The 24,824-nt window shown below is 65.2% G+C and carries 22 protein-coding genes; 18 read left to right on the forward strand and 4 right to left on the reverse strand.

Annotated features, from left to right (window positions below):
• Positions 1–44 precede the first annotated feature (44 nt).
• Positions 45–2,243, reverse strand: a complete 2,199-nt coding sequence (locus IM543_03675) for a response regulator (GenBank protein ID QOY95006.1) — start codon at positions 2,241–2,243, stop codon at positions 45–47.
• A gap of 211 nt (positions 2,244–2,454) precedes the next feature.
• On the opposite strand from IM543_03675, the gene ubiE reads away from it, so the two are divergent.
• The 13 genes from ubiE to IM543_03740 all read left to right on the forward strand — a co-directional run bounded on the left by ubiE (position 2,455) and on the right by IM543_03740 (position 14,786).
• Complete coding sequence (gene ubiE / locus IM543_03680; GenBank protein ID QOY95007.1) at positions 2,455–3,189, forward strand: bifunctional demethylmenaquinone methyltransferase/2-methoxy-6-polyprenyl-1,4-benzoquinol methylase UbiE; 735 nt, start codon at positions 2,455–2,457, stop codon at positions 3,187–3,189.
• A gap of 25 nt (positions 3,190–3,214) precedes the next feature.
• Positions 3,215–4,219, forward strand: coding sequence for a Tim44 domain-containing protein (locus tag IM543_03685; GenBank protein ID QOY95008.1), 1,005 nt, complete (start codon positions 3,215–3,217; stop codon positions 4,217–4,219).
• 118 nt (positions 4,220–4,337) lie between these two features.
• Positions 4,338–4,994, forward strand: coding sequence for a sterol-binding protein (locus IM543_03690; protein ID QOY95009.1), 657 nt, complete (start codon positions 4,338–4,340; stop codon positions 4,992–4,994).
• Positions 4,994–6,577 (forward strand): ubiquinone biosynthesis regulatory protein kinase UbiB, encoded by a 1,584-nt coding sequence (gene ubiB, locus IM543_03695; GenBank protein ID QOY95010.1) that lies wholly within the window; start codon positions 4,994–4,996, stop codon positions 6,575–6,577. The genes IM543_03690 and ubiB overlap by 1 nt, the downstream gene beginning before the upstream one ends.
• Positions 6,567–7,175: a methyltransferase domain-containing protein gene (locus IM543_03700; GenBank protein QOY95011.1), complete on the forward strand. Its 609-nt coding sequence runs from the start codon at positions 6,567–6,569 to the stop codon at positions 7,173–7,175. The genes ubiB and IM543_03700 overlap by 11 nt, the downstream gene beginning before the upstream one ends.
• A gap of 399 nt (positions 7,176–7,574) precedes the next feature.
• A complete protein-coding gene (locus IM543_03705; protein QOY95012.1) occupies positions 7,575–7,892 on the forward strand; it encodes a zinc ribbon domain-containing protein in 318 nt (105 codons plus the stop codon).
• A gap of 62 nt (positions 7,893–7,954) precedes the next feature.
• Positions 7,955–8,542: a DUF502 domain-containing protein gene (locus tag IM543_03710; protein QOY95013.1), complete on the forward strand. Its 588-nt coding sequence runs from the start codon at positions 7,955–7,957 to the stop codon at positions 8,540–8,542.
• Positions 8,543–8,611: 69 nt separating this feature from the next.
• Positions 8,612–10,405 carry an aspartate--tRNA ligase gene (aspS, locus tag IM543_03715; GenBank protein QOY95014.1) on the forward strand — a complete coding sequence of 598 codons (1,794 nt, stop codon included), beginning with the start codon at positions 8,612–8,614 and terminating at the stop codon, positions 10,403–10,405.
• A 91-nt stretch (positions 10,406–10,496) separates the two neighbouring features.
• Positions 10,497–10,949: a dihydroneopterin triphosphate diphosphatase gene (gene nudB / locus IM543_03720; GenBank protein ID QOY95015.1), complete on the forward strand. Its 453-nt coding sequence runs from the start codon at positions 10,497–10,499 to the stop codon at positions 10,947–10,949.
• 57 nt (positions 10,950–11,006) lie between these two features.
• Entirely contained in the window at positions 11,007–11,834 is an 828-nt protein-coding gene (locus IM543_03725) for an endonuclease/exonuclease/phosphatase family protein (GenBank protein ID QOY95016.1), read from the forward strand.
• A gap of 5 nt (positions 11,835–11,839) precedes the next feature.
• A complete protein-coding gene (gene clsB, locus IM543_03730; protein ID QOY95017.1) occupies positions 11,840–13,000 on the forward strand; it encodes a cardiolipin synthase ClsB in 1,161 nt (386 codons plus the stop codon).
• 18 nt (positions 13,001–13,018) lie between these two features.
• Entirely contained in the window at positions 13,019–13,402 is a 384-nt protein-coding gene (locus IM543_03735) for an RNA-binding S4 domain-containing protein (protein QOY95018.1), read from the forward strand.
• 139 nt (positions 13,403–13,541) lie between these two features.
• Complete coding sequence (locus tag IM543_03740; protein ID QOY95019.1) at positions 13,542–14,786, forward strand: DUF819 family protein; 1,245 nt, start codon at positions 13,542–13,544, stop codon at positions 14,784–14,786.
• Between the two features lie 2 nt (positions 14,787–14,788).
• Here the strand turns inward: IM543_03740 and IM543_03745 are convergent, their stop codons facing one another.
• On the reverse strand, positions 14,789–15,442 hold the full coding sequence (locus IM543_03745) for a cupin domain-containing protein (GenBank protein QOY95020.1): 654 nt from the start codon (positions 15,440–15,442) through the stop codon (positions 14,789–14,791).
• Positions 15,443–15,798: 356 nt separating this feature from the next.
• Here IM543_03745 and IM543_03750 point away from each other — a divergent pair, with 356 nt between their 5' ends.
• The 5 genes from IM543_03750 (at position 15,799) to IM543_03770 (ending at position 22,921) form a co-directional block, all read left to right on the forward strand.
• Positions 15,799–16,425: a TetR/AcrR family transcriptional regulator gene (locus tag IM543_03750; GenBank protein ID QOY95021.1), complete on the forward strand. Its 627-nt coding sequence runs from the start codon at positions 15,799–15,801 to the stop codon at positions 16,423–16,425.
• A 44-nt stretch (positions 16,426–16,469) separates the two neighbouring features.
• Positions 16,470–18,260 (forward strand): acyl-CoA dehydrogenase C-terminal domain-containing protein, encoded by a 1,791-nt coding sequence (locus tag IM543_03755; protein ID QOY95022.1) that lies wholly within the window; start codon positions 16,470–16,472, stop codon positions 18,258–18,260.
• A gap of 134 nt (positions 18,261–18,394) precedes the next feature.
• Positions 18,395–20,791, forward strand: a complete 2,397-nt coding sequence (locus IM543_03760) for a 3-hydroxyacyl-CoA dehydrogenase/enoyl-CoA hydratase family protein (protein ID QOY95023.1) — start codon at positions 18,395–18,397, stop codon at positions 20,789–20,791.
• A 36-nt stretch (positions 20,792–20,827) separates the two neighbouring features.
• Positions 20,828–22,024: an acetyl-CoA C-acyltransferase gene (locus IM543_03765; GenBank protein ID QOY95024.1), complete on the forward strand. Its 1,197-nt coding sequence runs from the start codon at positions 20,828–20,830 to the stop codon at positions 22,022–22,024.
• Between the two features lie 117 nt (positions 22,025–22,141).
• A complete protein-coding gene (locus tag IM543_03770; protein QOY95025.1) occupies positions 22,142–22,921 on the forward strand; it encodes an enoyl-CoA hydratase in 780 nt (259 codons plus the stop codon).
• Position 22,922: 1 nt separating this feature from the next.
• On the opposite strand, the gene IM543_03775 is transcribed toward IM543_03770, so the two are convergent.
• Both IM543_03775 and IM543_03780 read right to left on the reverse strand, forming a co-directional pair.
• A complete protein-coding gene (locus tag IM543_03775) occupies positions 22,923–23,987 on the reverse strand; it encodes a porin (GenBank protein QOY95026.1) in 1,065 nt (354 codons plus the stop codon).
• Positions 23,980–24,723, reverse strand: a complete 744-nt coding sequence (locus IM543_03780) for an NAAT family transporter (GenBank protein QOY95027.1) — start codon at positions 24,721–24,723, stop codon at positions 23,980–23,982. Before IM543_03780 ends, IM543_03775 begins: the two co-directional genes overlap by 8 nt.
• Between the last annotated feature and the right edge of the window lie 101 nt (positions 24,724–24,824).

Genomic DNA, 24,824 nt, shown 5'->3' on the forward strand with positions numbered 1-24,824 from the left:
AGTTGCTAATTCACATCGTAAAAATTCTTACAGGAATCAATGCCTTAGCGTATTGACGAAGGCGCCGTGCTGCTGGCGGCGGCGCGCGCCAGCAGCGTCACCAGGCGCTCGATCGCATAGGGCTTGGCCAGCACCCGCACACCCGGGATCGCAGGCTGGCGTTCGGTATAGCCGGTGGCCAGCAGTACCGGCAAGCTGGGGTGGCGCTGGCGCACGATGGTGGCCAGGTCGATGCCGTTTACCGTGCCGGGCATGACGATGTTCGAGAACACCACGGCGGGTCGGAGGCCGCCGTCGAGCAGGGCCACGGCCTGCTCGCCGTCGTGGGCAACCATGACCTCGAAGCCGGCTTCTTCGAGTGCGTGCGCGACCGCTTCGCGCACCAGCGGGTCGTCTTCGACGAACAGCACGCTGCCGCGCGCGCGCGGCAATGGCGCGCCAGGCGCCGCCGGCAATGCGTCCGGCGCCGCCTGCTGCGCGCGCGGCAGGTAGATGTCTACCCGCGTACCCCGGCCGGGCTCGCTGTCGAGCAGCAGCAGGCCTTGCGACTGCAGGGCGAACGCGTAGGCCTGCGGCAGGCCGAGGCCGGTGCCCTGGCCCTGGGCCTTGGTGGTGTAGAAGGGGTCGAGTGCGCGCGCCAACACCTCGGGTGTCATCCCGCTGCCGGTGTCGCTCACGCTGACGCGCACGTAGTCGCCGGGTGGCAGCGCAGCCAGGGCCGCGCTCGCGGCAGGATGGCCCAGGCCGAGATGGCGCGCCTCGATGCGCAGCACGCCGCCGTGCGGCATCGCGTCGCGCGCATTCACCGCCAGGTTCAGCAGCGCCAGGTCGAATTGCAGGGGCTCGACGGTCACCGGCCAGGACGGCTCGTCGCAGTCGATCTGCAAGACGATGTCGTCACGCAGCGCTCCGCTCATCAGCTGGCGCGCACTGCGCAGTTGCCGGCAGGCATCAACCGTCTCCTGGCGCGCTTCCTGGATGCGGCCGAAGGAGCCGAGCTGGCCGGTCAGGGCGGTGGCGCGCTGCACGGTCTTCTTGCAGGTCTGGACCAGGCCACTTACCTTCTCGTCCTTGTTCCTGAGTTCGACCAGTTGCAGCGCCGTACTGAGGGTCTGGAGCAGGTTGTTGAATTCGTGGGCGATGCCGCCGGTCAGGCGGCCCAGCGCTTCCAGCTTCTGCGCCTTGAGCAGGGCGTTCTGGACACGCTCGGTGGTCGCCACCGCTTCGGCGACCCGCTGCTCCAGCACCTGCTGCGATTGCCGGATCTGGCGTCCGGCCTCGGCCATGCGCAGCGCGACGTTGTCGATCTCGACCAAGCCCTGTGGCCGGTAGCTGATCTCCTTGCCCTGGCCCAGTTCGTCCGCGCCTTGCCCGAGATACTCGATCGGGACGATCGCGCGCCGCGCCAGCCGGTGCGCCGCCAGCATCCCGGCCGCCAGCAGTGCCGCCATCAGTGTGCCCAGCAGGGCAGCGGCGCGCAGCGGCACGCGGCGGATGTCGCTGTTCGGGATGCTGATCAACACCTTCCAGTCCGAGGCCGGCACGGTATCGAAAAAGGCGCGCACGTCGATGTCGTCGAGGGTGCGGCTTTGCCACAGTCCGCGCTGGGCGGCCTGGAGCCTGTGCAGGGCGGCCGCGCCGGCCCGCTCGCCCACGTAGCGTTCGGGATTGCGCGAACGGGCCAGCACGACGCCCTGGCGGTCGACCAGTGTCACGATCCACTCGGGCCGGAAATGCTGGCGTTCCAGCAGCGGCTGCAGGGTCGCGAGATTGATGCCCATTGCCAGGTGATAGCGTACCCGACCGTCGATTCTGACCGGTACCTGGATGGCGTAGTCGGGACGCTTGTCCAGCGGCGCGATGAACACGTCGGACACCAGCATGCTCCCGGCGCCGTGGCGCTCCATGAGTGCCTCGATCGTCGCCACCCGCCGTAGCGGCAGGGCGGCGCCGAAGGACTGGCGTGTATTGAGCAGCTGGCGTCCGTCGAGGTCGCTCAGTACGATGACGGTGTCGCGCGCGGGCGCGATGCGGCGCGCATAATCGTAGAACTGCCGCAGCTCGCCTGTTTGCACGCTGGCCGACTCGGCCAGCGTGCTCAGGATGTCGGCGCGCGCCTGCAGCTCGTTGTCCACCAACAGCGCGAAGGCGCGCGTGGCATCGGCCACGTTGCGGGTCTGCGCCGTCTGTTCCTCGTGATACACGTAGCTGACCGCCAGCGCGGCCGCGATGAACGACGGCACCAGGATGGCCAGGACGAGGATCAGGAGGCGGCTACGGATACGTATGGGAGACCGCTGCGGGCCGGGAATTGGGCAATTTGACGATTATACAGAGGCAATATTAATTTCAGCATGTCGCCGCCATGCGCGTGCGCCGGACACGGCCGGCATGCCGGGCCGTGCATGGGCCGGGCAGCTTGTATAATGTGGCAACCCTCAACCGCATGCACATATGACGAATACCACCCATTTCGGCTACAAGACCGTCGCCGAGGACCAGAAGGTCCAGGAAGTCGCCAAGGTCTTCCATTCGGTCGCTTCGAAATACGACGTCATGAACGACCTGATGTCGGCCGGCCTGCACCGCGCCTGGAAAATGTTCACCATCGCGCAGGCGGGCGTGCGTCCCGGCTTCAAGGTGCTCGACATCGCCGGCGGCACCGGCGACCTGGCCAAGGCATTCGCCAGGCAGGCGGGCCGCAGCGGCGAGGTCTGGCTCACCGACATCAACGAATCGATGCTGCGCGTCGGCCGCGACAGACTGTTGAATAAAGGCATGGTCACCCCGACCCTGTTGTGCGACGCCGAGAAACTGCCATTTCCGGACAATTACTTCGACCGCGTCAGCGTGGCTTTTGGCCTGCGCAACATGACGCACAAGGACCAGGCACTGGCTGAAATGCGCCGCGTGCTCAAGCCCGGCGGCAAGCTGCTGGTGCTGGAGTTCTCGAAAGTGATTGCGCCGCTGCAAAAACCGTACGACCTGTATTCGTTCTCGGTGCTGCCGTGGCTGGGCCAGAAGATCGCCGGCGATGCCGAGAGCTACCGCTACCTGGCAGAATCGATCCGCATGCATCCCGACCAGGAAACCCTGAAGGCCATGATGCTCGATGCCGGACTGGAGCGGGTCCAGTACCACAACCTGACGGCGGGCGTGGCCGCATTGCACACTGGCATCAAGCTGTAAGCGCATTTTTGAAGGAAGAACGACGATGAAGAAATTCGTGGCAACGATGGTCCTGGCGGTCACCGCGGTCTCGATGATCGCGGAAGCCACGGCACGCCCGATGGGCGGCAAGCGCTCCTTCGGCCGCCAGTCGCAGGCCGTGCGCCAGATGCCGGCCCCGGCCCCGGCGCCGGCCCCGGGCTTCCAGCAGCGCCAGCCGTCGGCCGTGCCGGCCACCGCCGGCGCCGCAGGCGCCGCGGCCGCCGCACGCAGCACCCAGCGATCGGGCATGTGGAAGGGTATCCTCGGCGGCGCCCTGCTGGGCCTCGGCCTGGGCGCGCTGCTGTCGCACTTCGGCATCGGCGGCGCGTTTGCCAGCGTGATCTCGGCGATCCTGATGATCGGCCTGCTGCTGCTGGCCGTGCTGTTCGTGGTACGCATGTTCCGCCGCAAGGACACCCCGGCCAACCCCGCCTTCGGCGGCTACACCAATCCGGTGCCGGTCGGCGCCGCCAGCCCGGCGGCGGGCAGCGCAGCGGGCGCCGTGTCGACCCCGGAGATCGGCTCCGGCCTGCGCCAGCCCGCGGCCTTCCAGGGGCAGCAGTCGGGCCAGTTCGGCAGCGTCGACCTCGGCAAGCCGGGCGCGGGCGCGCCGGCCATGCATCGGCAATGGGGCGTGCCGGGCGACTTCGACCAGGACGCCTTCCTGCGCCATGCGAAAGCCTCGTTCATCCGCATGCAGGCCGCCTGGGACCGCGGCGACAGCAACGACCTGCGCGAATTCACCACCCCCGAAGTCTTCGCCGAGCTCAAGATGCAGATCCAGGAGCGGGGCGGGAATGCGGACTTCACCGACGTGGTGACGATCGACGGCCAGTTGCTGGGCATCGAGACCAGCGCCACCGACTACCTGGCCAGCGTCCAGTTCAACGGCATGATCCGTACCGCCCCGAACGCGCCGGCCGAGCCTTTCGTGGAAGTCTGGAACATGTCCAAGCCCTTGTCGGGGCAGGGCGGCTGGGTGCTGGCCGGGATCCAGCAGCTCAGTTAGTTCTTTATAATTATTTTCCGGTAAAGCTTCGTGCTGCCGGGTTTGTGCCCGGCAAACTGGTAAGATCGAAACCGCCCTGATACCGGGCGGTTTTTTTTTGATTAACCTGTGTGCTGCCATGTTCCCGAGTTCTGCCATGCTGACGACACCTGCCGTCGCCACGATCAACCATCTGCTGGCCCAGGAAGCCTGGGCGCGTGAAGCGCTGCTCCGCCATGCCGGCAAACAAGCCTGCATCGACACCGGCCACCTGGCGCTGCGCCTGCGCGTGGCGCGTGACGGCATGCTCGAGCCCGGCACGTCCGACGAGCCGGCGCACGTGACCATCCACGTCAAGCTGGCCGACCTGCCGCTGATCGCACAGAACCGCGACCGCGCCTTTTCCTACGTAAGAATCGCGGGCGACGCCGAGTTTGCCAACACCATCTCGTCGCTGTCGAAAGGCCTGCGCTGGGATGCCGAGTACGACCTCGAACGCATCGTCGGCCCGCTGGGCGCGCGCGGCCTGGTGCAGGGCGCGCAGGGCGCCGCGACCGGCGTGCTGGGCGCAGGGCGCCGGCTGGCCGAGAACGTGGCCGAATTCCTGCTGGAAGAGCGGCCGGTGCTGGTGCGCCCGAGCGCGGTGGACGAACTGGCCGCCGAAGTGGTGCGCCTGCGCGACGACGTCGAGCGCACCGCCAAGCGCATCGCCAGGCTGGAACAGCGCCTGGCGTCCACCGCCGCGCCCAGCCTCGCGCCGGGCCGGCCGAGCGTGATACTGAGTCCGGATAACTGATGATATTGAAATTCCTGCGCCTGCTGAAAATCCTTACCGTCGCGACCAAGTACGGTCTCGACGAAATCGCGGTCACGAGCCTGCATGCGCCGCGTACCGCCCGCTTCATGAATACCGTATTCTTCTGGCGCCGCATCACCTCGCCGCGCGCCATTCGCCTGCGCCAGGCGCTCGAAGAGCTGGGGCCGATCTTCATCAAGTTCGGCCAGGTGCTGTCGACCCGGCGCGACCTGATGCCGCCCGATATCGCCGACGAACTGTCGCTGCTGCAAGACCGGGTGCCGCCCTTCGATTCCGACCTGGCGGTGGCCCAGATCACCGAGGCGCTCGGCGCCCACCCCGACCAGTTGTTCGCGAGCTTCGAGCGGGTGCCGGTGGCCTCGGCGTCGATCGCCCAGGTGCACTTCGCGACCCTGAAGAACGGTACCGAGGTGGCGGTCAAGGTGCTGCGTCCCGGCATGCGCAAGACCATCGACGAAGACCTGGCGCTGATGGACATGGCGGCGCGCCTGATCGAAAAGGTATGGGCCGAGAGCCGCCGCCTGAAGCCGCGCGAGGTGGTCGCCGAGTTCGACAAATACCTGCACGACGAGCTCGACCTGATGCGCGAGGCCGCCAACGCCAGCCAGTTGCGCCGCAATTTCGCCGACTCGACGCTGCTGATGGTGCCGGAGATGTACTGGGACTATTGCTCGAGCAGCGTGATCGTCATGGAACGCATGCGCGGCATTCCGGTGTCGCAGATCGACCGGCTGGCGGCCGAGGGTGTGGACCTCAAGAAACTGTCGAGCGATGGTGTGGAGATCTTCTTCACCCAGGTGTTCCGCGATGGCTTCTTCCACGCCGACATGCACCCGGGGAACATCCTGGTGTCGGTCGAGAAGGAAAGCTTCGGCCGCTACATCGCGCTCGACTTCGGCATCGTCGGCACGCTCAACGATTTCGACAAGGATTACCTGTCGCAGAACTTCCTGGCCTTCTTCCGCCGCGACTACAAGCGCGTGGCCGAGGCCCACATCGAATCGGGCTGGGCGCCGCGCGACACCCGGGTGGACGAGCTCGAATCGGCGGTACGCGCCTGCTGCGAGCCGATCTTCGACCGTCCGCTAAAAGACATTTCCTTCGGCCAGATCCTGCTGCGCCTGTTCCAGACCTCGCGCCGCTTCAATGTCGAGGTCCAGCCGCAGTTGGTGCTGCTGCAAAAGACCTTGCTGAACATCGAAGGCCTGGGCCGCCAGCTCGACCCCGACCTCGACCTGTGGAAGACCGCCAAGCCCTACCTCGAGCGCTGGATGGGCGAGCAGATGGGCTGGCAGGGCATGGTCGAGCGCCTGCGCGCCGAGGCGCCGCGCTATGCGCATATCTTCCCGCAGCTGCCGCGCCTGCTGCACCAGACGCTGGAGCGCCAGGCGCATTCCAACATCACGCCAACCCACCGCGGCCAGCAGATGCCGCAGGCCGACCTGCTGCTGATGGTGCTGATCGAGCAGCGCCGCACCAACCGCCTGCTGGCTTTCCTGGCGGCGGTGGTGGTCGTGGTGGGCGGCATTGCCGCCGGTTACGGCCTGATGCATGCCGGCTGATCCGCCGAGCTTTGCCAGCCGCGATCCGCTCAGTCCGCAATTCTGGGACGAGCGCTTCGCCAGCGCGTTTACGCCGTGGGACCGCGGCGGCGTGCCGCAGGCGCTGCGCGATTTCGTCGCCGCCCGTCCGCGCCCGCTGGCGAGCCTGATTCCCGGTTGCGGCAGTGCCTACGAATTGGCCTGGCTGTGCCAGGCCGGCTGGGACGCCATCGCGATCGACTTCGCGCCGCAAGCGGTGGCGCGCGGCAAGGCGCTGGCGGGGCAGTGGGCCGATCGCGTGGTGCAGGCGGATTTCTTTACCTGGCAGCCGCAGCATTCGCTCGACTTCATCTATGAATGCGCCTTCCTGTGCGCGCTGCCGCCCGCCATGCGGCCGCGGGTGGTGGCAAGCTGGGCCGGGCTGCTGGCGCCGGGCGGCCTGCTGGGCGGCTTCTTCTTTGTTGACCAAACGGTAAAAGGTCCGCCTTTCGGCATCGAGCGGGCAGCGCTGGAACACCTGATGGCGCCGTATTTCGACCTGGTGGAGGACGCCCAGGTGGCCGATTCGATTCCCGTCTTCGCCGGCAAGGAGCGCTGGATGCTCTGGCAGCGCCGCTAGGGCCTGTCTGACTCATGCCGGGCAGGGGATAGCGCATTTGCCTAGGGTGGCCGGCGAAGCCCCCATAAAAGAAAAGCCCGCATGCGCGGGCTTCATAAGTACAGCGTTCTTTTACGGACCAGCGGCGGTGCAGGGCACCGCGCAAAATCTTCTGTTTCTTCTTAACTGTGAGCAGCAGAGCTTGCCTGCTGCCATCATGCTCTCAAGAAAGATGCTATTTAATCACCCCGGCTGTTGTTGAGCAAACGAAACAGTGCGCGACGATGAAGAAAAACAACACCTGGCACAGGCCCGTGTGCTTCCGGGAAGCGGTCCAGCTTGGCTGCCGAGCCGAAACGGGCAAGCCTGCCCACAAAAGCTTTATAATTCAGGGTTTTGAAGATTTTTGCGGAGTATCAAATGCCGATTTACGCCTACCGCTGCGATGAATGCGGTTTTACCAAGGATGTGCTGCAAAAAATTTCTGACCCGGTGCTGACGGTCTGTCCGTCGTGCAGCAAGGAAGCCTTCAAAAAGCAGGTGACCGCTGCCGGCTTCCAGCTGAAGGGCACGGGTTGGTATGTGACCGATTTCCGCGGCGGCACGCCGCCGGCGACGGGTACGGCAGGCGCCAACGGCGGCGGCGCTGCGCCGGCCGCTGCGTCCGACAGCAGCGCCAGTGCGGCCAGCACCCCGGCTCCCGCTCCGGCCGCCGCGGCTGACAAGAGCAGTACCTGAAGCACCATTAGCCCGAATGCTGCGGCCGACGGCCGCAGCCCGAACAAGAACAAGAGAACGCGATGCGCAAATATTTCCTGACTGGCCTGCTGGTACTGGTGCCCCTGGTGATCACGGCCTGGGTGCTGAGCATGATCATCAGCACGCTCGACCAGTCGCTGCTGTTCATGCCGCAAGCCTGGCAGCCGCGCCAGCTGTTCGGCATGGACGTGCCGGGCTTCGGCGCGGTCCTGACCCTGGCCATCGTGTTCGTTACCGGCCTGCTGACCAATAACCTGATCGGCGGCTACGTGGTGCGCCTGGGCGACCGCGTGATGAAGCGCATCCCGGTGGTCAGTTCGCTGTACGGCAGCGTCAAGCAGGTCTCGGACACGCTGTTCTCGTCCTCGGGCAATGCGTTCCGCACGCCGGTCCTGATTCCGTATCCGCACGCGGATTCCTATACCATCGCTTTCCTGACCGGGGTGCCGGGCGGCGACGTCAAGAACCACCTGGTGGGCGACTACGTGAGCGTGTATGTGCCGACCACCCCGAACCCGACCTCGGGCTTCTTCCTGATGATGGAACGCAGCAAGGTCGTGGAACTGAACATGTCCGTGGACGCGGCCCTGAAGCACATCGTCTCGATGGGCGTGGTCGCTCCGGAATAAAGAACAGAGCAAAATACAGGGCTTCGGCCTCTACGAATCAACCAACCTGGAACGAAAACTATGTCCTCCATGCGTACTCACTACTGCGGCCTCGTCACCGAGGAACTGCTGGGCCAAACCGTCAGCCTGTGCGGCTGGGTGCACCGTCGCCGCGACCACGGCGGCGTGATCTTCATCGACCTGCGCGACCGCGAAGGCCTGGTGCAGGTGGTCTGCCACCCGGATAACGCCGAGGTGTTCAAGGCTGCGGAACACGTGCGCAACGAGTACTGCCTGCGCATCACCGGCACCGTGGTGAACCGCCTGGAAGGCACCGCCAACGCCAACCTGAAGTCGGGCAAGATCGAGATCAACACCACCCAGCTCGAAGTGCTGAACGCCTCGGTGCCGGTGCCGTTCCAGCTGGACGACGACAACCTGTCGGAGACCACCCGCCTGACCCACCGCGTGCTCGACCTGCGCCGCCAGCAGATGCAGCACAACCTGCGCCTGCGCTACAAGGTGTCGATGGAAGTGCGCAAGTACCTCGACAACCTGGGCTTCATCGACATCGAGACCCCGATGCTGACCAAGTCGACCCCGGAAGGCGCGCGCGACTACCTGGTGCCGTCGCGCGTCAACCCGGGCAACTTCTTCGCGTTGCCGCAGTCGCCGCAGCTGTTCAAGCAGCTGCTCATGGTCGCCAACTTCGACCGCTACTACCAGATCACCAAGTGCTTCCGCGACGAAGACCTGCGCGCCGACCGCCAGCCGGAATTCACCCAGATCGACTGCGAAACCTCGTTCCTGACCGAACAGGAAATCCGTGACCTGTTCGAAGACATGATGCGCGTCGTCTTCAAGAACGCGGCCGGCATCGACCTGCCGAACCCGTTCCCGGTGATGGACTTCGCCACCGCGATGGGCATGTACGGTTCGGACAAGCCGGACATGCGCGTCAAGCTCGAATTCACCGAACTGACCGAGCTGATGAAGTCGGTCGAGTTCAAGGTGTTCAACAGCGCCGCCAACATGGCCGGTGGCCGCGTGGTCGGCATGCGCGTGCCGCAGGGCGCGTCGATGCCGCGTTCGGAAATCGACGCGTACACCCAGTTCGTCGCCATCTACGGCGCCAAGGGCCTGGCCTACATCAAGGTCAACGAGAAGGCCAAGGGCCGTGACGGCCTGCAGTCGCCGATCGTCAAGAACATCTCGGACGAAGTCCTGGCCCAGATCCTGGAACTCACCAAGGCCGAAGACGGCGACCTGATCTTCTTCGGCGCCGACAAGGCCAAGGTCGTCAACGACGCCATCGGCGCGCTGCGCGTGAAGATCGGCCACTCGGAATTCGGCAAGAAGGCCGCTTTGTTCGACGATGTCTGGGCGCCGCTGTGGGTGATCGACTTCCCGATGTTCGAGTACGACGAAGACGGCGACCGCTGGAACGCCACCCACCATCCGTTCACCGCACCGAAGGACGGCCACGAAGACATGCTCGAGACCAATCCGGGCGCCTGCGTCGCCAAGGCCTACGACATGGTCCTGAACGGCTGGGAACTGGGCGGCGGCTCGATCCGTATCCACCGCGAAGAAGTGCAGAGCAAGGTGTTCCGCGCCCTGAAGATCGACGCCGAAGAAGCGCAGCTGAAGTTCGGCTTCCTGCTCGACGCGCTGCAGTACGGCGCGCCGCCGCACGGTGGCCTGGCCTTCGGCCTGGACCGCCTGATCACCCTGATGACCGGCTCCGAGTCGATCCGCGACGTGATCGCCTTCCCGAAGACCCAGCGCGCCCAGTGCCTGCTGACCAACGCGCCGTCGGAAGTCGACGAGAAGCAGTTGAAAGAACTGCACATCCGCCTGCGGACCGAAGCGAAAGTAGCTTAATGCAGGGTGGTCGGCTTCGCCGACCGCGCGTTCAACTCACGCGGGCTTGGCCAACTCATCGGCCTTGCCCGCGTTTGTCCATCTGAGCCCCATGCCCCACAAAATCCCCGAATCGGTCCTGGTCGTCATCCACACCTCCGCCCTGGAGGTATTGTTGATCGAACGCGCCGACCGCCCGGGCTTCTGGCAATCCGTCACCGGCTCGCTCGATGCCCCCGACGAAGCGCTGGCGCTGACCGCCGCCCGCGAACTGTTCGAGGAAACCGGCATCGTGGCCGACGGCGACAACATCCGCCTACACGACTGGCAGCTCTCCAACATCTACGAGATCTATCCGGTCTGGCGCCACCGCTACGCGCCCGGCGTCACCCACAATACCGAGCACGTGTTCTCGGTCTGCGTGCCGCGCGACATCCCGATTACCCTGAGCCCGCGCGAACACACGCGCTACGCCTGGCTGCCTTGCCTGGAAGCCGCCGACCGCTGCTTCTCGGCCTCGAACGCCGAAGCGATCCTGCAGTTGCCAAGGCATATTTCCCCGTAAGCGCACGATTGGGGCTGGTTCCGAGGGCCGATGGCAGCTTGTTGTTAGAATGTTCCCATGAAGATTCGTGTGGCCACCTATAACATCCACAAGGGCGTCTCCTCGCTGCGCAGCCAGCCGCGCGTGATCGCGTTGAAGAAAGCCATCGCCGAGTTCCACGCGGACGTCGTGTTCCTGCAGGAAGTGCAGGGCAGGCACGACCGTTTCCAGGCGCGCTACGGCAAGGAAGAGCACGCGCACCGGCACTGGCCCGAGACCGCCCAGTACGACTATTTCAAGAACGAGAAGCACCACAGCGCCTACGGCATGAATGCCGTGTACGACCACGGCCACCACGGCAATGCCTTGCTGAGCGCCTTCCCGATCGAGAATTCGCACAACCACGACATCTCGGACCATGCCTACGAGCAGCGCGGCATCCTGCACTGCGTGCTGAACACGCAGGCCGGCAAGGTGCATTGCTACGTGGTGCACCTGGGTCTGTTCGAAGGCAGCCGCGGGCGCCAGGCCGAAGCCCTGATCGAGCACGTCAACGCCTCCTCGCACGGCGAACCGGTGATCATCGCCGGCGATTTCAACGACTGGCGCAATACGCTGAGCGACCGCCTGCGCAATGCGCTCGGCGTGGCCGAGGTGTTCGACGAGCTGGGTCCGAAGACGCCGCTGGGCGACATGGTGCGTGGCTGGGCCGGGCGCCAGCCGCCCCCGCGCCGCCAGCCACGGCTGGCGCCGGCGCGTACCTTTCCGGCCATGCTGCCCTGGTTCCGGCTCGACCGCATCTACGTGCGCGGCTTCAAGGTCGACAATGCCCAGGTGATGCACGGCGCGCTGTGGGCGAAGCTGTCCGACCACGCACCGATCGTCGCCGAACTTCAGCTGGCATAGCGCCCATGCGACAGGTCAGCTTTGTCGACAACAACGATGTCACTCTGCTGGAAAGCGGCACTGCCTATTTCCCCGCGTTGATCGCCGCGCTTGACGCGGCCCGCTACGACGTCCTGTTCGAGACCTATATCTTCGGCGAGGACGAGACCGCGCAGTCCGTGCGCGACGCGCTGATCCGCGCCGCGGCACGCGGCGTCAAGGTGCGCGTGCTGGTGGACTGGATCGGCACCGAACACCTTCCCGCCCAGCGCCTCGGCGCCATCTTCGCGCAAGCGAACGTGCAGTACCGCATCTTCAACCCCTGGTGCCGGCGCGGCATCGCGCGCTCGCACCGCAAGATTGTGGTGGTCGACCGCGACATCGCCTTTGTCGGCGGCATTAACATCAACGACGACTGGCTGTGCGACCACGCCGACAAGCACCGCCTGCCGGCGCCACGCTGGGATTTCACCGTACGGGTAACCGGTCCGCTGGTGGCGCAGATCCACGACGAAACCCAGGGCCAGTGGCTGCGCGCCGGCCGCCTCAAGCTGAAGCAGCGCATCGAACTGTTCCGCGAGATGCGCAGGGAGCCGCCGCCGTCCTGCGACCATCCGGCGCGCGCCGCCTTCGTGGTGCGCGACAACCTGCGCAACCGCGGCACCATCCAGCGCGCCTACCTGCAGGCCCTGGGGCGCGCCAAGCACAGCGTGTTGCTGGCCACGCCGTATTTCGCACCGGGCCGCAAGTTCCGCAAGGCGCTGGCCCATGCGGCGCAACGCGGCGTGCAGGTCACGCTCCTGATCGGCGTGGGGGAGTTCACGATCCAGGACATGGTCGCCCATTCCTTCTACCCCAAGCTGCTGGCCGACGGCATCCGGGTGGTCGAGTATCGCAGGACCCAGCTGCATGCGAAGGTCGCGGTGGTCGACGACGATTGGGCCACCGTCGGCTCGAGCAACTGCGACGGCCTGTCCCTGTTCCTGAACCAGGAAGCGAACGTGGTCGTGCAAGATGAGCACTTCGCCGCCACCATGCGCGCCCATATCGAGCACGGCATCGCGGACGGCGTGCCGATCCGCGCCGAGGAATTCGCCAACATCGGCTGGATTCGCCGCGCGAGCTACGGCCTGGCCTACATGATGTATAAACTGGTGATGCGGATCTTCGCGATCGGCTATGCGTAACTGACAAGCAGGCAAGACATGGAAGACAACAACGTACGGATCGACAAATGGCTGTGGGCGGCGCGCTTCTTCAAGACGCGTTCGCTGGCGACCGACGCGGTCGACCGCGGCCGGGTGCGCATCGATGGCGAGCCGATCAAGCCCTCGCGCAATGTCAAGGTCAACGACAAGCTGGTCATCGACAACGGCTCCGACCGCTGGGAAGTGATCGTGGCCGCGATCTCGGACAAGCGCGGCCCGGCGCCGGTGGCGCGCACCCTGTATTTCGAGACCGACGACAGCATCGCCAAGCGCGAGAACGACAAGACGGCGCGCCGCCTGTTCCCGGAGCCGAGCATGGACATCAAGGGCCGGCCGACCAAGCGCGACCGGCGAGCCATCACCCGCATCGGCGAAGAATAGGAGCGCCTGACAATCCCCCGATGGCGGAGTTGCCCTCGGGTTTTTGTCAGCCGCTCTTCGCGCGTCCGTCCATATGTAGTTTGCATTTGCTGGCAGGAATGTAAAATGTCCGGTTCCGGCCGCTCTTGATGATCATTCCATGCAAACTGCTGTTCCCCTCGTTACCAACGATGCCGTCGTGCTCGGCATACTCGCCGCGATCCTGGGCGGCGTCTTCTGGACCGCCTCGCGGCCCGACGGCTTCTGGAAGAAGTTTTATACCTATGTGCCGGCCCTGCTGCTGTGCTACCTGGTTCCGGCCATCCTGAACACCCTCGGCGTCATCGACGGCAACCTGTCGAAGCTGTATCCGGTGGCGCGCGACTACCTGCTGCCCAGCGCGCTGGTGCTGCTGTGCATCGCCATCGACTTCGGCGCCATCGTGCGGCTCGGCCCCAAGGCGATCATCATGTTCCTGACCGGGACCGCCGGTATCATGCTGGGCGCGCTGGCCGCCTTCGAGATCATGCGCCTGATCCACCCGGAGACGGTCGCCGGCGAGACCTGGCGCGGCATGACCACCATTACCGGCGCCTGGATCGGCGGCGGGGCCAACCAGGCCGCCATGAAGGAAGTGTTCGAGGTGAACGCCAACGTCTTCGGCCAGTTCGTCGCCGTCGACGTGCTGGTGGCGAACCTGTGGACGGCGGTGCTGCTGTTCATGACCGGCCGCGCCGGGGCCTTCGATCGCTGGACCGGCGCCGACCTGAGCGCCATCAATGCCCTGAAGGCGCGCATCGAAAGCTACCAGGCCGCGCATGCGCGCATGCCGAGCCTGGCCGACGTGATGGCGATCCTGGCCGTGGGCATCGGCGTCACCGGCCTGTCGCATGCCCTGAGCGGCCCGACCGTGGGCTGGATCGCCAGCCTGCCCCAGGAGTGGCGCCTGCAGGACTACAGCCTGACCTCGTCCTTCTTCTGGATCGTGGTGTTCGCCACCACCTTCGGCCTGCTGCTCAGTTTTACCAAGGCGCGCAGCCTGGAAGGGGCGGGCGCCTCGACCCTGGGGTCGGCCATGCTGTACTTCCTGGTGGCGACCATCGGCATGCAGATGGACCTGAACGCGCTGCTCGACCGGCCCTGGCTGTTCCTGCTGGGCCTGATCTGGATGGCCGTGCATGGCGGCCTGCTGATCCTGGTGGCCAAGCTGATCCGCGCACCGCTGTTCTTCCTGGCGGTCGGTTCGCAGGCCAACGTGGGCGGTGCGGCATCGGCCCCGGTGGTCGCCAGCGCCTTCCATCCGGCGCTGGCGCCGGTGGGCGTGCTGCTGGCGGTGCTCGGCTATGCGCTCGGCACCTACGGCGCCTACGTGACCGGCTTGCTGCTGCGGGCGCTGGCTACCTGAGCTTACCTGAGCAGGTGGCCGGTCTTGAGGTAGAAGCTCACGCCCGCCTGCCCCGCGACGAAGCCGGGCTGCGCACCGGCGGGCAGCCGTATCCAGCTGCCGCGCCCGTAGCGCTGCGCGCCGTCGGCGATCTCGCCCGCGAGCACCAGCAGCTCGGCGCCGCCTTCGCCCAGGCCGGCAAGCGCCTGTCCGGGACCGAGCCGCCGCAGGCTGACCTGTTCGTGCGCGTTCGAGAACAGCCGGCAGAGGGCGGCTTGCCCTTGCTGCTCCCAGTTGGCCGGATCGCGGGTATCGATGCGCACGCGGCAGTCGTCATCCGGGGCCATCTGCCGCAGCTTGACGAAGATCAGGGCACCCGCACGGCTGAACGGCTGGTGGGATGAGCCGGAGGGACTGCGCAGGTACCAGCCTTCCGGGAAATCGCCGCTTTCGTCCGAAAACACCCCGGAGAGCACCAGGATCTCTTCGCCGTCCGGATGCGTATGGGCGGGAAACAAGGAATCCGGGGCGTAGCGCACGATACTGGTCGCACGGGCCTGTTCGGCCCCGATCCGGTCCAGCATGACGCGCTCGACGCCGTTTTGCGGCGATGCGATCCATTGGTAGTGGTCGGGGGTGACGACGACGGGGCGCGAAAAATCTGCGTTGACGAGCATGGCGGTTCCGGCAAGAGGTGGACGACGCCATTGTAGCCGCGGCCGCGATGCGCCGATGCTGTCCGAACGGCGCCCCGGACGCCATGTGGCGTGCCGCTAAGCAAACAAGTGTTCTGGACACCTGCCCGCGTACACCACGATCGCCGAAAATGCGGTACCTTTACATCTGCGACAACGTTGTCCTCGCCAGACCCGGGCGGGATGCCCAGCAGGCGCGCCACCCGCCTGCCGTTGTTTTGCATCAATAGAATCTCGCCTCTAAGTTCCCGTTTGACATTTCAACTCTGGTAGATAATAGTACGAGCGTTCGGATTTTTTTCGATTCAGGGGCAGTCATTACTACTTCAGCAAAATTCATGCGCAAGGGCGAACTCACGCGGGCAGCGATTCTCGACGTGGCGCTCGAGCTGTCCAGCCGCGATGGCCTGGAAGGCCTGACCATCGGCGTGCTGGCCGACCGGATGAACATGAGCAAGTCGGGCGTGTTCGCGCACTTCGGTTCGCGCGAAGACCTGCAGCTGGAGGTCGTCAAGCTGTACCACCACCGCTTCGAGCAGGAAGTGTTCTTCCCGAGCGTGCGCGAACCGCGCGGCCTGCCGCGCCTGCAGTCGATGTTCGACCGCTGGCTGGCGCGCGTGTCGGTCGAGATCGCGTCCGGCTGCATCTACATCAGCGGCGCCGTCGAGTACGACGACCGTCCGGGCCCGATCCGCGAGGAGCTGGTCAAGATGGTGCAGGCCTGGCAGGGCGCCCTGCAGCGCAGTGCGCGCCAGGCGATCGAGGTCGGGGACCTGCGCCCCGATACCGACGCCGAGCAGCTGGTCTACGAGATGTACGGGCTGATCCTGGCCCTGCACCACGACGCACGCTTCCTGCGCATGCCAGGCGCGGTCGAGCGGGCACGCCGCGGTTTCGAGCGGCTGATCGAGAATTATCGCAATACAAATACGCCGAAAGGCGTGCCTCAAGGCATTTCGGCCTAAGCGCCGGCAGTCAAACACACATTTACCTTCGTCAGGAGAAAACCATGGGTCAGTACGTCGCGCCAATCCGGGATATGCAGTTCGTTCTGCACGAATTCCTCAATGTCAGCGAAGAGTTCAAGAACCTGCCTGCCTACCAGGAAATCGATGCCGACATCATCAACCAGGTGCTTGAAGAAGGTGCGAAGTTCACCCAGGAAGTGCTGTTCCCGCTGAACCACTCGGGCGACCGCGAAGGCTGCAGCTTCGATGCGGCCAGCAAGAACGTCACCACCCCGAAGGGTTTCAAGGAAGCCTACAAGCAGTACGTGGAAGGCGGCTGGGCCGCGCTGGCCTGCGATCCGGAATACGGCGGCCAGGGCCTGCCGGTCTCGCTGAACAACTCGTTCTACGAGATGCTGAACTCCTCGAACCAGGCATGGACCATGTACCCGGGCCTGTCGCACGGCGCCTACGAGTGCCTGAAGGAGCACGGCACCGACGACCAGAAGAAATTCTACCTGCCGAAGCTGGTGTCGGGCGAGTGGACCGGCACCATGTGCCTGACCGAAGCGCACTGCGGCACCGACCTGGGCCTGCTGCGCACCAAGGCCGAGCCGCAGGCTGACGGCACCTACAAGATCACCGGCTCCAAGATCTTCATCTCGGCCGGCGAACACGACATGGCCGAGAACATCGTCCACCTGGTGCTGGCACGCCTGCCGGATGCGCCGGAAGGCTCGAAGGGCATCTCGCTGTTCCTGGTGCCGAAGTTCCTGCCGAACGCGGACGGTTCGATCGGCGAGCGCAACGGCATCGCCTGCGGCGCCATCGAAGAGAAGATGGGCATCCACGGCAACGCCACCTGCCAGATGAACCTGGACAACGCCGTCGGCACCCTGATCGGCCAGCCGCACAAGGGCCTGCAGGCGATGTTCGTGTTCATGAACGCCGCCCGCCTGGGCGTCGGCATGCAGTCGCTGGGCCTGACCGAAGTCGCCTACCAGAACGCGCTGGTGTATGCGAAAGACCGCATCCAGATGCGTTCGCTGTCGGGCCCGAAAGCGCCGGACAAGCCGGCCGACCCGATCATCGTGCACCCGGACGTGCGTCGCATGCTGCTGACCGCCAAGGCCTTCGCCGAAGGCGGCCGTGCGCTGACCTCGTACATCGCGCTGCAGATCGACCGTGAACTGAACCACCCGGACGAAGCGGTACGCAAGGAAGCCGCCGGCGAAGTCGCGCTCCTGACCCCGATCGTCAAGGCCTTCATCACCGACAACGGCTGGATCGCCACCTCGGAAGCGATGCAGGTCTACGGCGGCCACGGCTACATCAGCGAGTGGGGCATGGAGCAGTACGTGCGCGACGCCCGCATCAACATGATCTACGAAGGCACCAACACCGTGCAGTCGCTCGACCTGCTGGGCCGTAAGATCCTGATGGACAACGGCACCAAGCTGCGCGCCTTCGGCGAAAAGATCAAGGCCTTCGTCGAAGAGAACGGCCTGGACGAGTCGATGTCGGAATTCGTGACCCCGCTGGGCGAACTCGGCGAAAAGGTCACCAAGCTGACCATGGAAATCGGCATGAAGGCCTTCCAGAACCAGGACGAAGTCGGCGCCGCCGCCGTGCCTTACCTGCGCGTCGTGGGCCACCTGGTGTTCAGCTACTTCTTCGCGCAGATGGCGAAGATCGCGCTGGCCAAGCAGGATTCCGGCGACAAGTTCTACGAGGCGAAGCTGCACACCGCACGCTTCTACTTCGCCCGCCTGTATCCGGAAACCGCGATGCTGATCCGCCAGGCACGCTCGGGTTCCGCGAACCTGCTGGCCATGGACGCCGACCTGTTCTAACCCGTCACGTTAAACGACACCACCGTCATCCCGGCGAAGGCCGGGATCCAAGTTTGCAAGCGATGCGATAACGCACGCAGCAATTGGGTTCCGGCCTGCGCCGGAACGACGGGCTAACTCTTAGGAATACTTACATGTCCAATTTCATCGTGAAGAAAGTCGCCGTGCTGGGCGCCGGCGTGATGGGCGCGCAGATCGCTGCGCACTGCGTGAACGCCAAGGTCCCGGTCGTGCTGTTCGACCTGCCGGCAAAGGAAGGCAATAAAAACGGCATCGTCCTGAAGGCCATCGAAGGCCTCAAGAAGCTGTCGCCGGCCCCGCTGGGCAACAAGGACGACGCGGCCCTGATCGAAGTGGCCAACTACGAGGACAACCTCGATGTGCTGGCTGGCTGCGACCTGATCATCGAAGCCATCGCCGAGCGCATGGACTGGAAACACGACCTGTACAAGAAGGTCGCTCCGCACATCGCCCCGAACGCGATCTTCGCCTCGAACACCTCGGGCCTGTCGATCAACAAGCTGGCAGAAGGCTTCGATGACGAACTGAAGGCGCGCTTCTGCGGCGTGCACTTCTTCAACCCGCCGCGCTACATGCACCTGGTCGAACTGATCCCGACCACCAGCACCCGTCCCGACATCCTCGACCAGCTGGAAACCTTCCTGACCTCGACCCTGGGCAAGGGCGTGGTGCGCGCGAAAGACACCCCGAACTTCATCGCCAACCGCGTCGGCATCTTCGGCATGCTGGCCACCATCCACGAAGCCGAGAAATTCGGCCTGTCGGTGGACGTGGTCGACGACCTGACCGGCGCCAAGCTGGGCCGCGCCAAATCCGGCACCTTCCGCACCGCCGACGTCGTGGGCCTGGACACCATGGGCCACGTGATCAAGACCATGCAGGACACCCTGCAGGACGATCCGTTCTTCAGCCTGTACAAGACCCCGGACGTGCTGGCCAAGCTGATCGAGAAGGGCGCCCTGGGCCAGAAGGCCGGCGGCGGCTTCTACAAGAAGGTCGGCAAGGAGATCCAGCGTCTCGACTTCACCACCGGCGAGTACGTGGCAGGCGGCGCCAAGGCGGCCGACATCGTCGCCCGCATCCTGAAAGAAAAAGACCCGGTCAAGAAGTTCAAGGCCATGCGCGAATCGACCAACCCGCAGGCGCAGTTCCTGTGGGCGATCTTCCGCGACGCCTTCCACTACATCGCGATCCACCTCGACACCATCGCCGACAACGCACGCGACATCGACTTCGCGATGCGCTGGGGCTTCGGCTGGAGCGTCGGTCCGTTCGAGACCTGGCAGGCCGCGGGCTGGACCCAGATCGCCCAGTGGGTGAAGGAAGACATCGACAGCGGCAAGGCCCTGACCTCCGCACCGCTGCCAAGCTGGGTCTTCGAAGGCCAGGTCGCCGAGAAGGGCGTGCACACCGCCGAGGGTTCGTACTCGGCCTCGAAGAACGCCTACGTGCCTGCGTCCGACCTGCCGGTGTACCAGCGCCAGCAGTTCCGCGCACCCGTGCTGGGTTCGACCACGGTCGACCCGAAGACCTTCGGCACCACCGTGTTCGAGGACGAATCGGTGCGCCTGTGGCACGCCGACGACGAGGTACTGGTCATCTCGCTCAAGACCAAGATGCACGTCATCGGTGAAGGCGTGGTGAAGGGCCTGCAGCGCGGCATGCTTGAGGCCGAAAAGAACTTCAAGGGCCTGGTGATCTGGAACACCGACGCGGCCGAAGGCGGCGCCTTCTCGGCCGGCGCCGACCTGCAGTCGGCCATGCCGGCCTTCATGATGGGCGGCGCCAAGGCGATGGACCCGATGGTGCGCGACCTGCAGAACGTCTTCATGCAGATGAAGTACTCGAACATCCCGGTGGTGGCCGCTGTCGCGGGCCTGGCGCTGGGCGGCGGCTGCGAGATGGCGCTGCACGCATCGAAGCGCGTGGCCTCGATCGAATCCTACATCGGCCTGGTCGAAGTGGGCGTCGGCCTGGTGCCGGCCGGCGGCGGCCTGAAGGAAGCGGCAGTGCGTGCCTTCAATGACGCCAAGGGCAACGACATCCTGCAATTCCTGAAGACCGGCTTCACCAACGCGGCCACCGCGCAGGTATCGAAGTCGGCCCTGGAAGCGAAGGCCATGGGCTACCTGAAGGAAGACGACGTCATCGTCTTCAACCCCTACGAACTGCTGCACGTGGCCAAGACCACCGCGCGCGCCATGTTCGACGCCGGCTACCGCGCCCCGGCACGCCGCCCGGTCACCGTCACCGGCCGCTACGGCTGGGCGACGATCCGCGGCCAGCTGGTCAACATGCGCGATGGCGGCTTCATCTCGGCCTACGACTACAAGCTGGGCGACATGATCGCCGAGATCGTCACGGGCGGCGACGTCGACCAGGGCAGCGTGGTGTCGGAGCAGTGGCTGCTCGACATGGAGCGCAAGGCCTTCATCGAGCTGCTGGGCAATCCGAAAACGCAGGAACGCATCATGGGAATGATGCAGACCGGTAAGCCAGTACGTAATTAACGTAGCTAATAGCCGCGACAGAACAGGACAACTGACATGAGCAAACAACTTCAAGACGCATACATCGTCGCAGCGACCCGCACCCCGATCGGCAAGGCGCCGCGCGGCATGTTCAAAACGACCCGCCCGGACGACCTGCTGGTGCACGCGATCCGCGGCGCCATGGCCGCCGTGCCGAACCTGGACCCGGCCCTGATCGTCGACGCCATCGTCGGCTGCTCGTTCCCGGAAGCGGAGCAGGGCTTCAACGTGGCGCGTAACTCGGTGGTGCTGGCTGGCCTGCCGAACACCGTGGGCGGCGTCACCGTCAACCGCTACTGCGCCTCGGGCATCACCGCCCTGGCCATGGCCGCCGACCGCATCCGCGTGGGCGAAGCCGACGTGATGATCGCCGGCGGCGTCGAATCGATGTCGATGGTCCCGATGATGGGTCACCATCCCTCCATCAACATGGAGACCTTCAAGGACGAGAACGTGGGCCTGGCCTACGGCATGGGCCTGACCGCCGAGAAGGTGGCCGAGCAGTGGAAGATCTCGCGCGAAGACCAGGACGCCTTCGGCCTGGAATCGCACCGCCGCGCCATCGCTGCCCAGCAGGCCGGTCAGTTCAAGGACGAGATCACCCCGGTGGAAATCATCACCCGCACGCCGAACCTGGCGACCGGTGAAATCAGCGTCAAGCGCCGCACCGTCGACCTCGACGAAGGCCCGCGCGCCGACGCCTCGATGGAAGGCATGGCCAAGCTGCGCCCGGTGTTCGCCGCCAAGGGCAGCGTGACCGCCGCGACCTCGTCGCAGATGTCGGACGGCGCCGGTGCGCTGATCGTCGTCAGCGAAAAGATCCTGAAGGAGCACAACCTGACCCCGCTGGCCAAGTTCTCCTCCTTCGCCGTGCGCGGCGTGCCGCCGGAGATCATGGGCATCGGCCCGAAGGTCGCGATTCCCGCGGCGCTGGCCGCCGCCGGCATCACCCAGGACCAGCTGGACTGGATCGAGCTGAACGAAGCCTTCGCCGCACAGGCGCTGGCCGTGATTCGCGACCTGGGCCTCGACACCTCCAAAGTGAACCCGATGGGCGGCGCGATCGCCCTGGGTCACCCGCTGGGCGCCACCGGTGCGATCCGCGCCGCGACCGTCGTGCACGCACTGCGCCGCAACAACCTGAAGTACGGCATGGTGACGATGTGCGTCGGCGCCGGCATGGGCGCGGCTGGTATCATCGAGCGCGTGTAAGCATCAAGTAGTAAGTAAGCAGTGACCGCGCGGGCGGGACATCCGTTTGCCCTTGTAGGGTGGGCGGGTCTCCCGCCCGCGCGTTCAAGCAGCCCAAGAACAATCGGAGACCTGAATATGGACATGCTGATCACCAAGGCCAACGGCCTCTTGACCATCGAATTCAACCGCCTCGAGCGCAAGAACGCGATCACCGCCGCGATGTACCAATCGATGGCCGACGCCCTGGTCGAGGCCGAGCAGGACAGCGCCGTGCGCGCCATCCTCATCGCCGGCAAGCCGGAAATCTTCACCGCCGGTAACGACCTCGACGACTTCATGAAGAACTCGGCGCCGGTGCCGGGCGTTCCAAGCGAGAACCGCCCGGTATTCCAGTTCATGCGCGCCCTGAACGGTTTGAGCAAGCCAGTGATCGCTGCGGTGGCCGGCGCCGCCATCGGCATCGGCACCACCATGCTGATGCACTGCGACCTGGTCTACGCCGCCGACAACGCCAAGTTCTCGGTGCCCTTCACCCAGCTCGGCCTGTGCCCGGAATTCGGCTCGTCCCTGCTGCTGCCGCAGCTGGCCGGCTACCCGCGCGCCGCCGAGAAGCTGCTGCTGGGCGAAGCCTTCGGCGCCCAGGAAGCCTTCGAGATGGGCCTGTTGACGAAAGTGCTGCCGGCCGCCGAGTTGCGCGCTTTCGCGGAACGGCAGGCCGCCAAGCTGGTGGCGCTGCCGGCCGCCTCGATCCGCACCACCAAGGCGCTGATGAAGCGTCCGCGCGCCGACGCGATCGGGGCTGCGATCGCCGCCGAGAACGAACGCTTCGCCGCCATGCTGCTGGCGCCGGAAGCCAAGGAAGCCTTCACCGCCTTCTTTGAAAAGCGCAAGCCGGACTTTTCGAAGTTCGATTGATTCAAAAATCGTAGCGCAGGCCGACCGCGATGGCCTGGCCGCCGCTGATGCCGGCATCGAAATCGTCCAGGCCCCCGCGACGCGGGGTCAGGACGGCGGTCGAGCCCTCCCGGTAATACTCTGCGAAGAGCTTGAAGTCATCCCTGAGCTGATGGTCGACACCGAGATGGACGATGTTGTCGCCATAATTTTCCACGCGCGCCAGCATCAGCTTGAAGGTCGTCTTGCCCATGGCATAGCTGCCGAACAGGTTGATGGCCTGGTTGCCGTCGCTCGAAAAGCCGCCGGGCGCACGATTTCCCGAGTCGAAGCGCTCGTACTTGGCCGCCAGATAGAGATTGCCGGCCTGGTGGCTGGCGGACAGCCCGAACAGGCGGTTGCGCCCGTAGCCCGCGTCGCCCCGGTCATCGATGCCGGCGGCAAGGCGGGTGTTGCCGAAGCTGTAGGTGGCGGCGATTTGCCGGCGCCGCGCATCGATGCGCGAGGTCGAGCGCGCGTTTCCGCTGCTGCCGGTGTACCCCGCGCTGAGCGAGAACCCGGCGACTTCCGGCGTCGAATACGCCAGGGTCTGCGCCACGCGAAACACGGTGTAGGTCGCAAAACCGCTGTAATAAGTGCTGAACATGTCCACCGGCGCCGCAACCGCATTGTAGTAGGGCATCCACTGCTGACCGTAGGTGAACGTGCCGAACCTGCTTCGCAAGCCCAGCTGGGCAAGCCTGATCCGCTCTCCGTGAGGACGATTGGCATCGCCCTGGTCATAGGGGTCGCGCATCCGGAAGTTGGCCGAATCAACCGGAAGTTCCAGCTGGCCCGTCAGCGCCAGTTCGGCGCCCAGCGGATAGTCGATCTTGACGCCTACCCGCGAGTAGGCGTCCCGGAATCCCGTGTAACTGTCCAGGCGATCGTCGCGGTCCGGCTCGACTGCCTCGACCTGGGTGCGCAGCGAAGCGTAGAAGTCGACATTGGGGGTGCTCTGGGTGTTCTGGGCAGCGGCGTCGGTCCAGGCCAGGCAGCCCGAGATCCCGAGCGCGCAGCTCGTCAAGGTAAGGTGTAGCTTAAGCATGAATCATCTCCCTATGCTGGGTTGGGACGAACGCCTGGACGGTAGTCACTTGGGGAGAGGCGGGAAGGATCCCGAGCAACAATTCACTGACCCCATCCCATACGATTTGCACGCCGAGGCACAGCAGGATGAAGGCGGTCAGGCGCAGGAAGACGGCTGTGCCGGCATCGCCGATCAGGCGCAGAAAGTGCTCGCCATAGCGAAAGGCGAGGTAGAGCAGCACGCCGATGATCGCCAGCGCCGATAATGCACCCCCCATGCGCGCCAGCGATACCACCAGCCGGACATCGTGCAGGGCGACGCCCACGGTGATGGCGACCGAGATCGAGGCGGGGCCGCAGCTGATCGGAAAGGTCAGCGGATAGAAGGCCTGGCGGTGCGCATGATCGGGGGTGAACGCTTCGGCCAGGGCAGCCCGGCTGTCGGGTGTGCTGGGCGTCGCGCCGAGCAGGCGCCATGCCACGGATGCGAGGAGAAGGCCGCCGCCGATACGGACGATGGACAGCGAAATGCCGAAGAAATCGAGCACGTAGGAACCGATCAGCATCGAACCCGTCATCAGCCAGAGCATGTTGCGCGCGATACGGCGCGCCAGCAGGGTGCGGGTTGCGGGCGATGCACCTTCGGTCATGCTCAGGAAAATCGGTGCAGTTGCAGCCGGATTCAGAATAGGTAGCATGGTTGCCAGCACAAACAGCAAGCTTTTGGTTGCTTCCAGCAATAACTCGATCGTCATGACAATATAAGTGGGTTACGGCGACAGGCAACACGCCGAAGAGACGATGAGCTGCATTGGTGATTCCTTGAGGAATCCTGGATCGTCGGACGCGTTCATAC

This window comes from Massilia sp. UMI-21 (genome assembly GCA_015277795.1).
In the GTDB taxonomy this organism is placed as follows: domain Bacteria; phylum Pseudomonadota; class Gammaproteobacteria; order Burkholderiales; family Burkholderiaceae_D; genus Telluria.

Coding starts and splice junctions, on each gene's coding strand:
- ubiB (QOY95010.1), top strand. CDS start 4,994: ATGATATTGAAATTCCTGCGCCTGCTGAAAATCCTTACCGTCGCGACC.
- IM543_03700 (QOY95011.1), top strand. CDS start 6,567: ATGCCGGCTGATCCGCCGAGCTTTGCCAGCCGCGATCCGCTCAGTCCG.
- IM543_03690 (QOY95009.1), top strand. CDS start 4,338: ATGTTCCCGAGTTCTGCCATGCTGACGACACCTGCCGTCGCCACGATC.
- IM543_03745 (QOY95020.1), bottom strand. CDS start 15,442: ATGCTCGTCAACGCAGATTTTTCGCGCCCCGTCGTCGTCACCCCCGAC.
- IM543_03750 (QOY95021.1), top strand. CDS start 15,799: ATGCGCAAGGGCGAACTCACGCGGGCAGCGATTCTCGACGTGGCGCTC.
- IM543_03775 (QOY95026.1), bottom strand. CDS start 23,987: ATGCTTAAGCTACACCTTACCTTGACGAGCTGCGCGCTCGGGATCTCG.
- clsB (QOY95017.1), top strand. CDS start 11,840: ATGCGACAGGTCAGCTTTGTCGACAACAACGATGTCACTCTGCTGGAA.
- IM543_03725 (QOY95016.1), top strand. CDS start 11,007: ATGAAGATTCGTGTGGCCACCTATAACATCCACAAGGGCGTCTCCTCG.
- IM543_03765 (QOY95024.1), top strand. CDS start 20,828: ATGAGCAAACAACTTCAAGACGCATACATCGTCGCAGCGACCCGCACC.
- IM543_03780 (QOY95027.1), bottom strand. CDS start 24,723: ATGACGATCGAGTTATTGCTGGAAGCAACCAAAAGCTTGCTGTTTGTG.
- aspS (QOY95014.1), top strand. CDS start 8,612: ATGCGTACTCACTACTGCGGCCTCGTCACCGAGGAACTGCTGGGCCAA.
- IM543_03755 (QOY95022.1), top strand. CDS start 16,470: ATGGGTCAGTACGTCGCGCCAATCCGGGATATGCAGTTCGTTCTGCAC.
- IM543_03760 (QOY95023.1), top strand. CDS start 18,395: ATGTCCAATTTCATCGTGAAGAAAGTCGCCGTGCTGGGCGCCGGCGTG.
- IM543_03770 (QOY95025.1), top strand. CDS start 22,142: ATGGACATGCTGATCACCAAGGCCAACGGCCTCTTGACCATCGAATTC.
- IM543_03735 (QOY95018.1), top strand. CDS start 13,019: ATGGAAGACAACAACGTACGGATCGACAAATGGCTGTGGGCGGCGCGC.
- nudB (QOY95015.1), top strand. CDS start 10,497: ATGCCCCACAAAATCCCCGAATCGGTCCTGGTCGTCATCCACACCTCC.
- ubiE (QOY95007.1), top strand. CDS start 2,455: ATGACGAATACCACCCATTTCGGCTACAAGACCGTCGCCGAGGACCAG.
- IM543_03705 (QOY95012.1), top strand. CDS start 7,575: ATGCCGATTTACGCCTACCGCTGCGATGAATGCGGTTTTACCAAGGAT.
- IM543_03685 (QOY95008.1), top strand. CDS start 3,215: ATGAAGAAATTCGTGGCAACGATGGTCCTGGCGGTCACCGCGGTCTCG.
- IM543_03710 (QOY95013.1), top strand. CDS start 7,955: ATGCGCAAATATTTCCTGACTGGCCTGCTGGTACTGGTGCCCCTGGTG.
- IM543_03740 (QOY95019.1), top strand. CDS start 13,542: ATGCAAACTGCTGTTCCCCTCGTTACCAACGATGCCGTCGTGCTCGGC.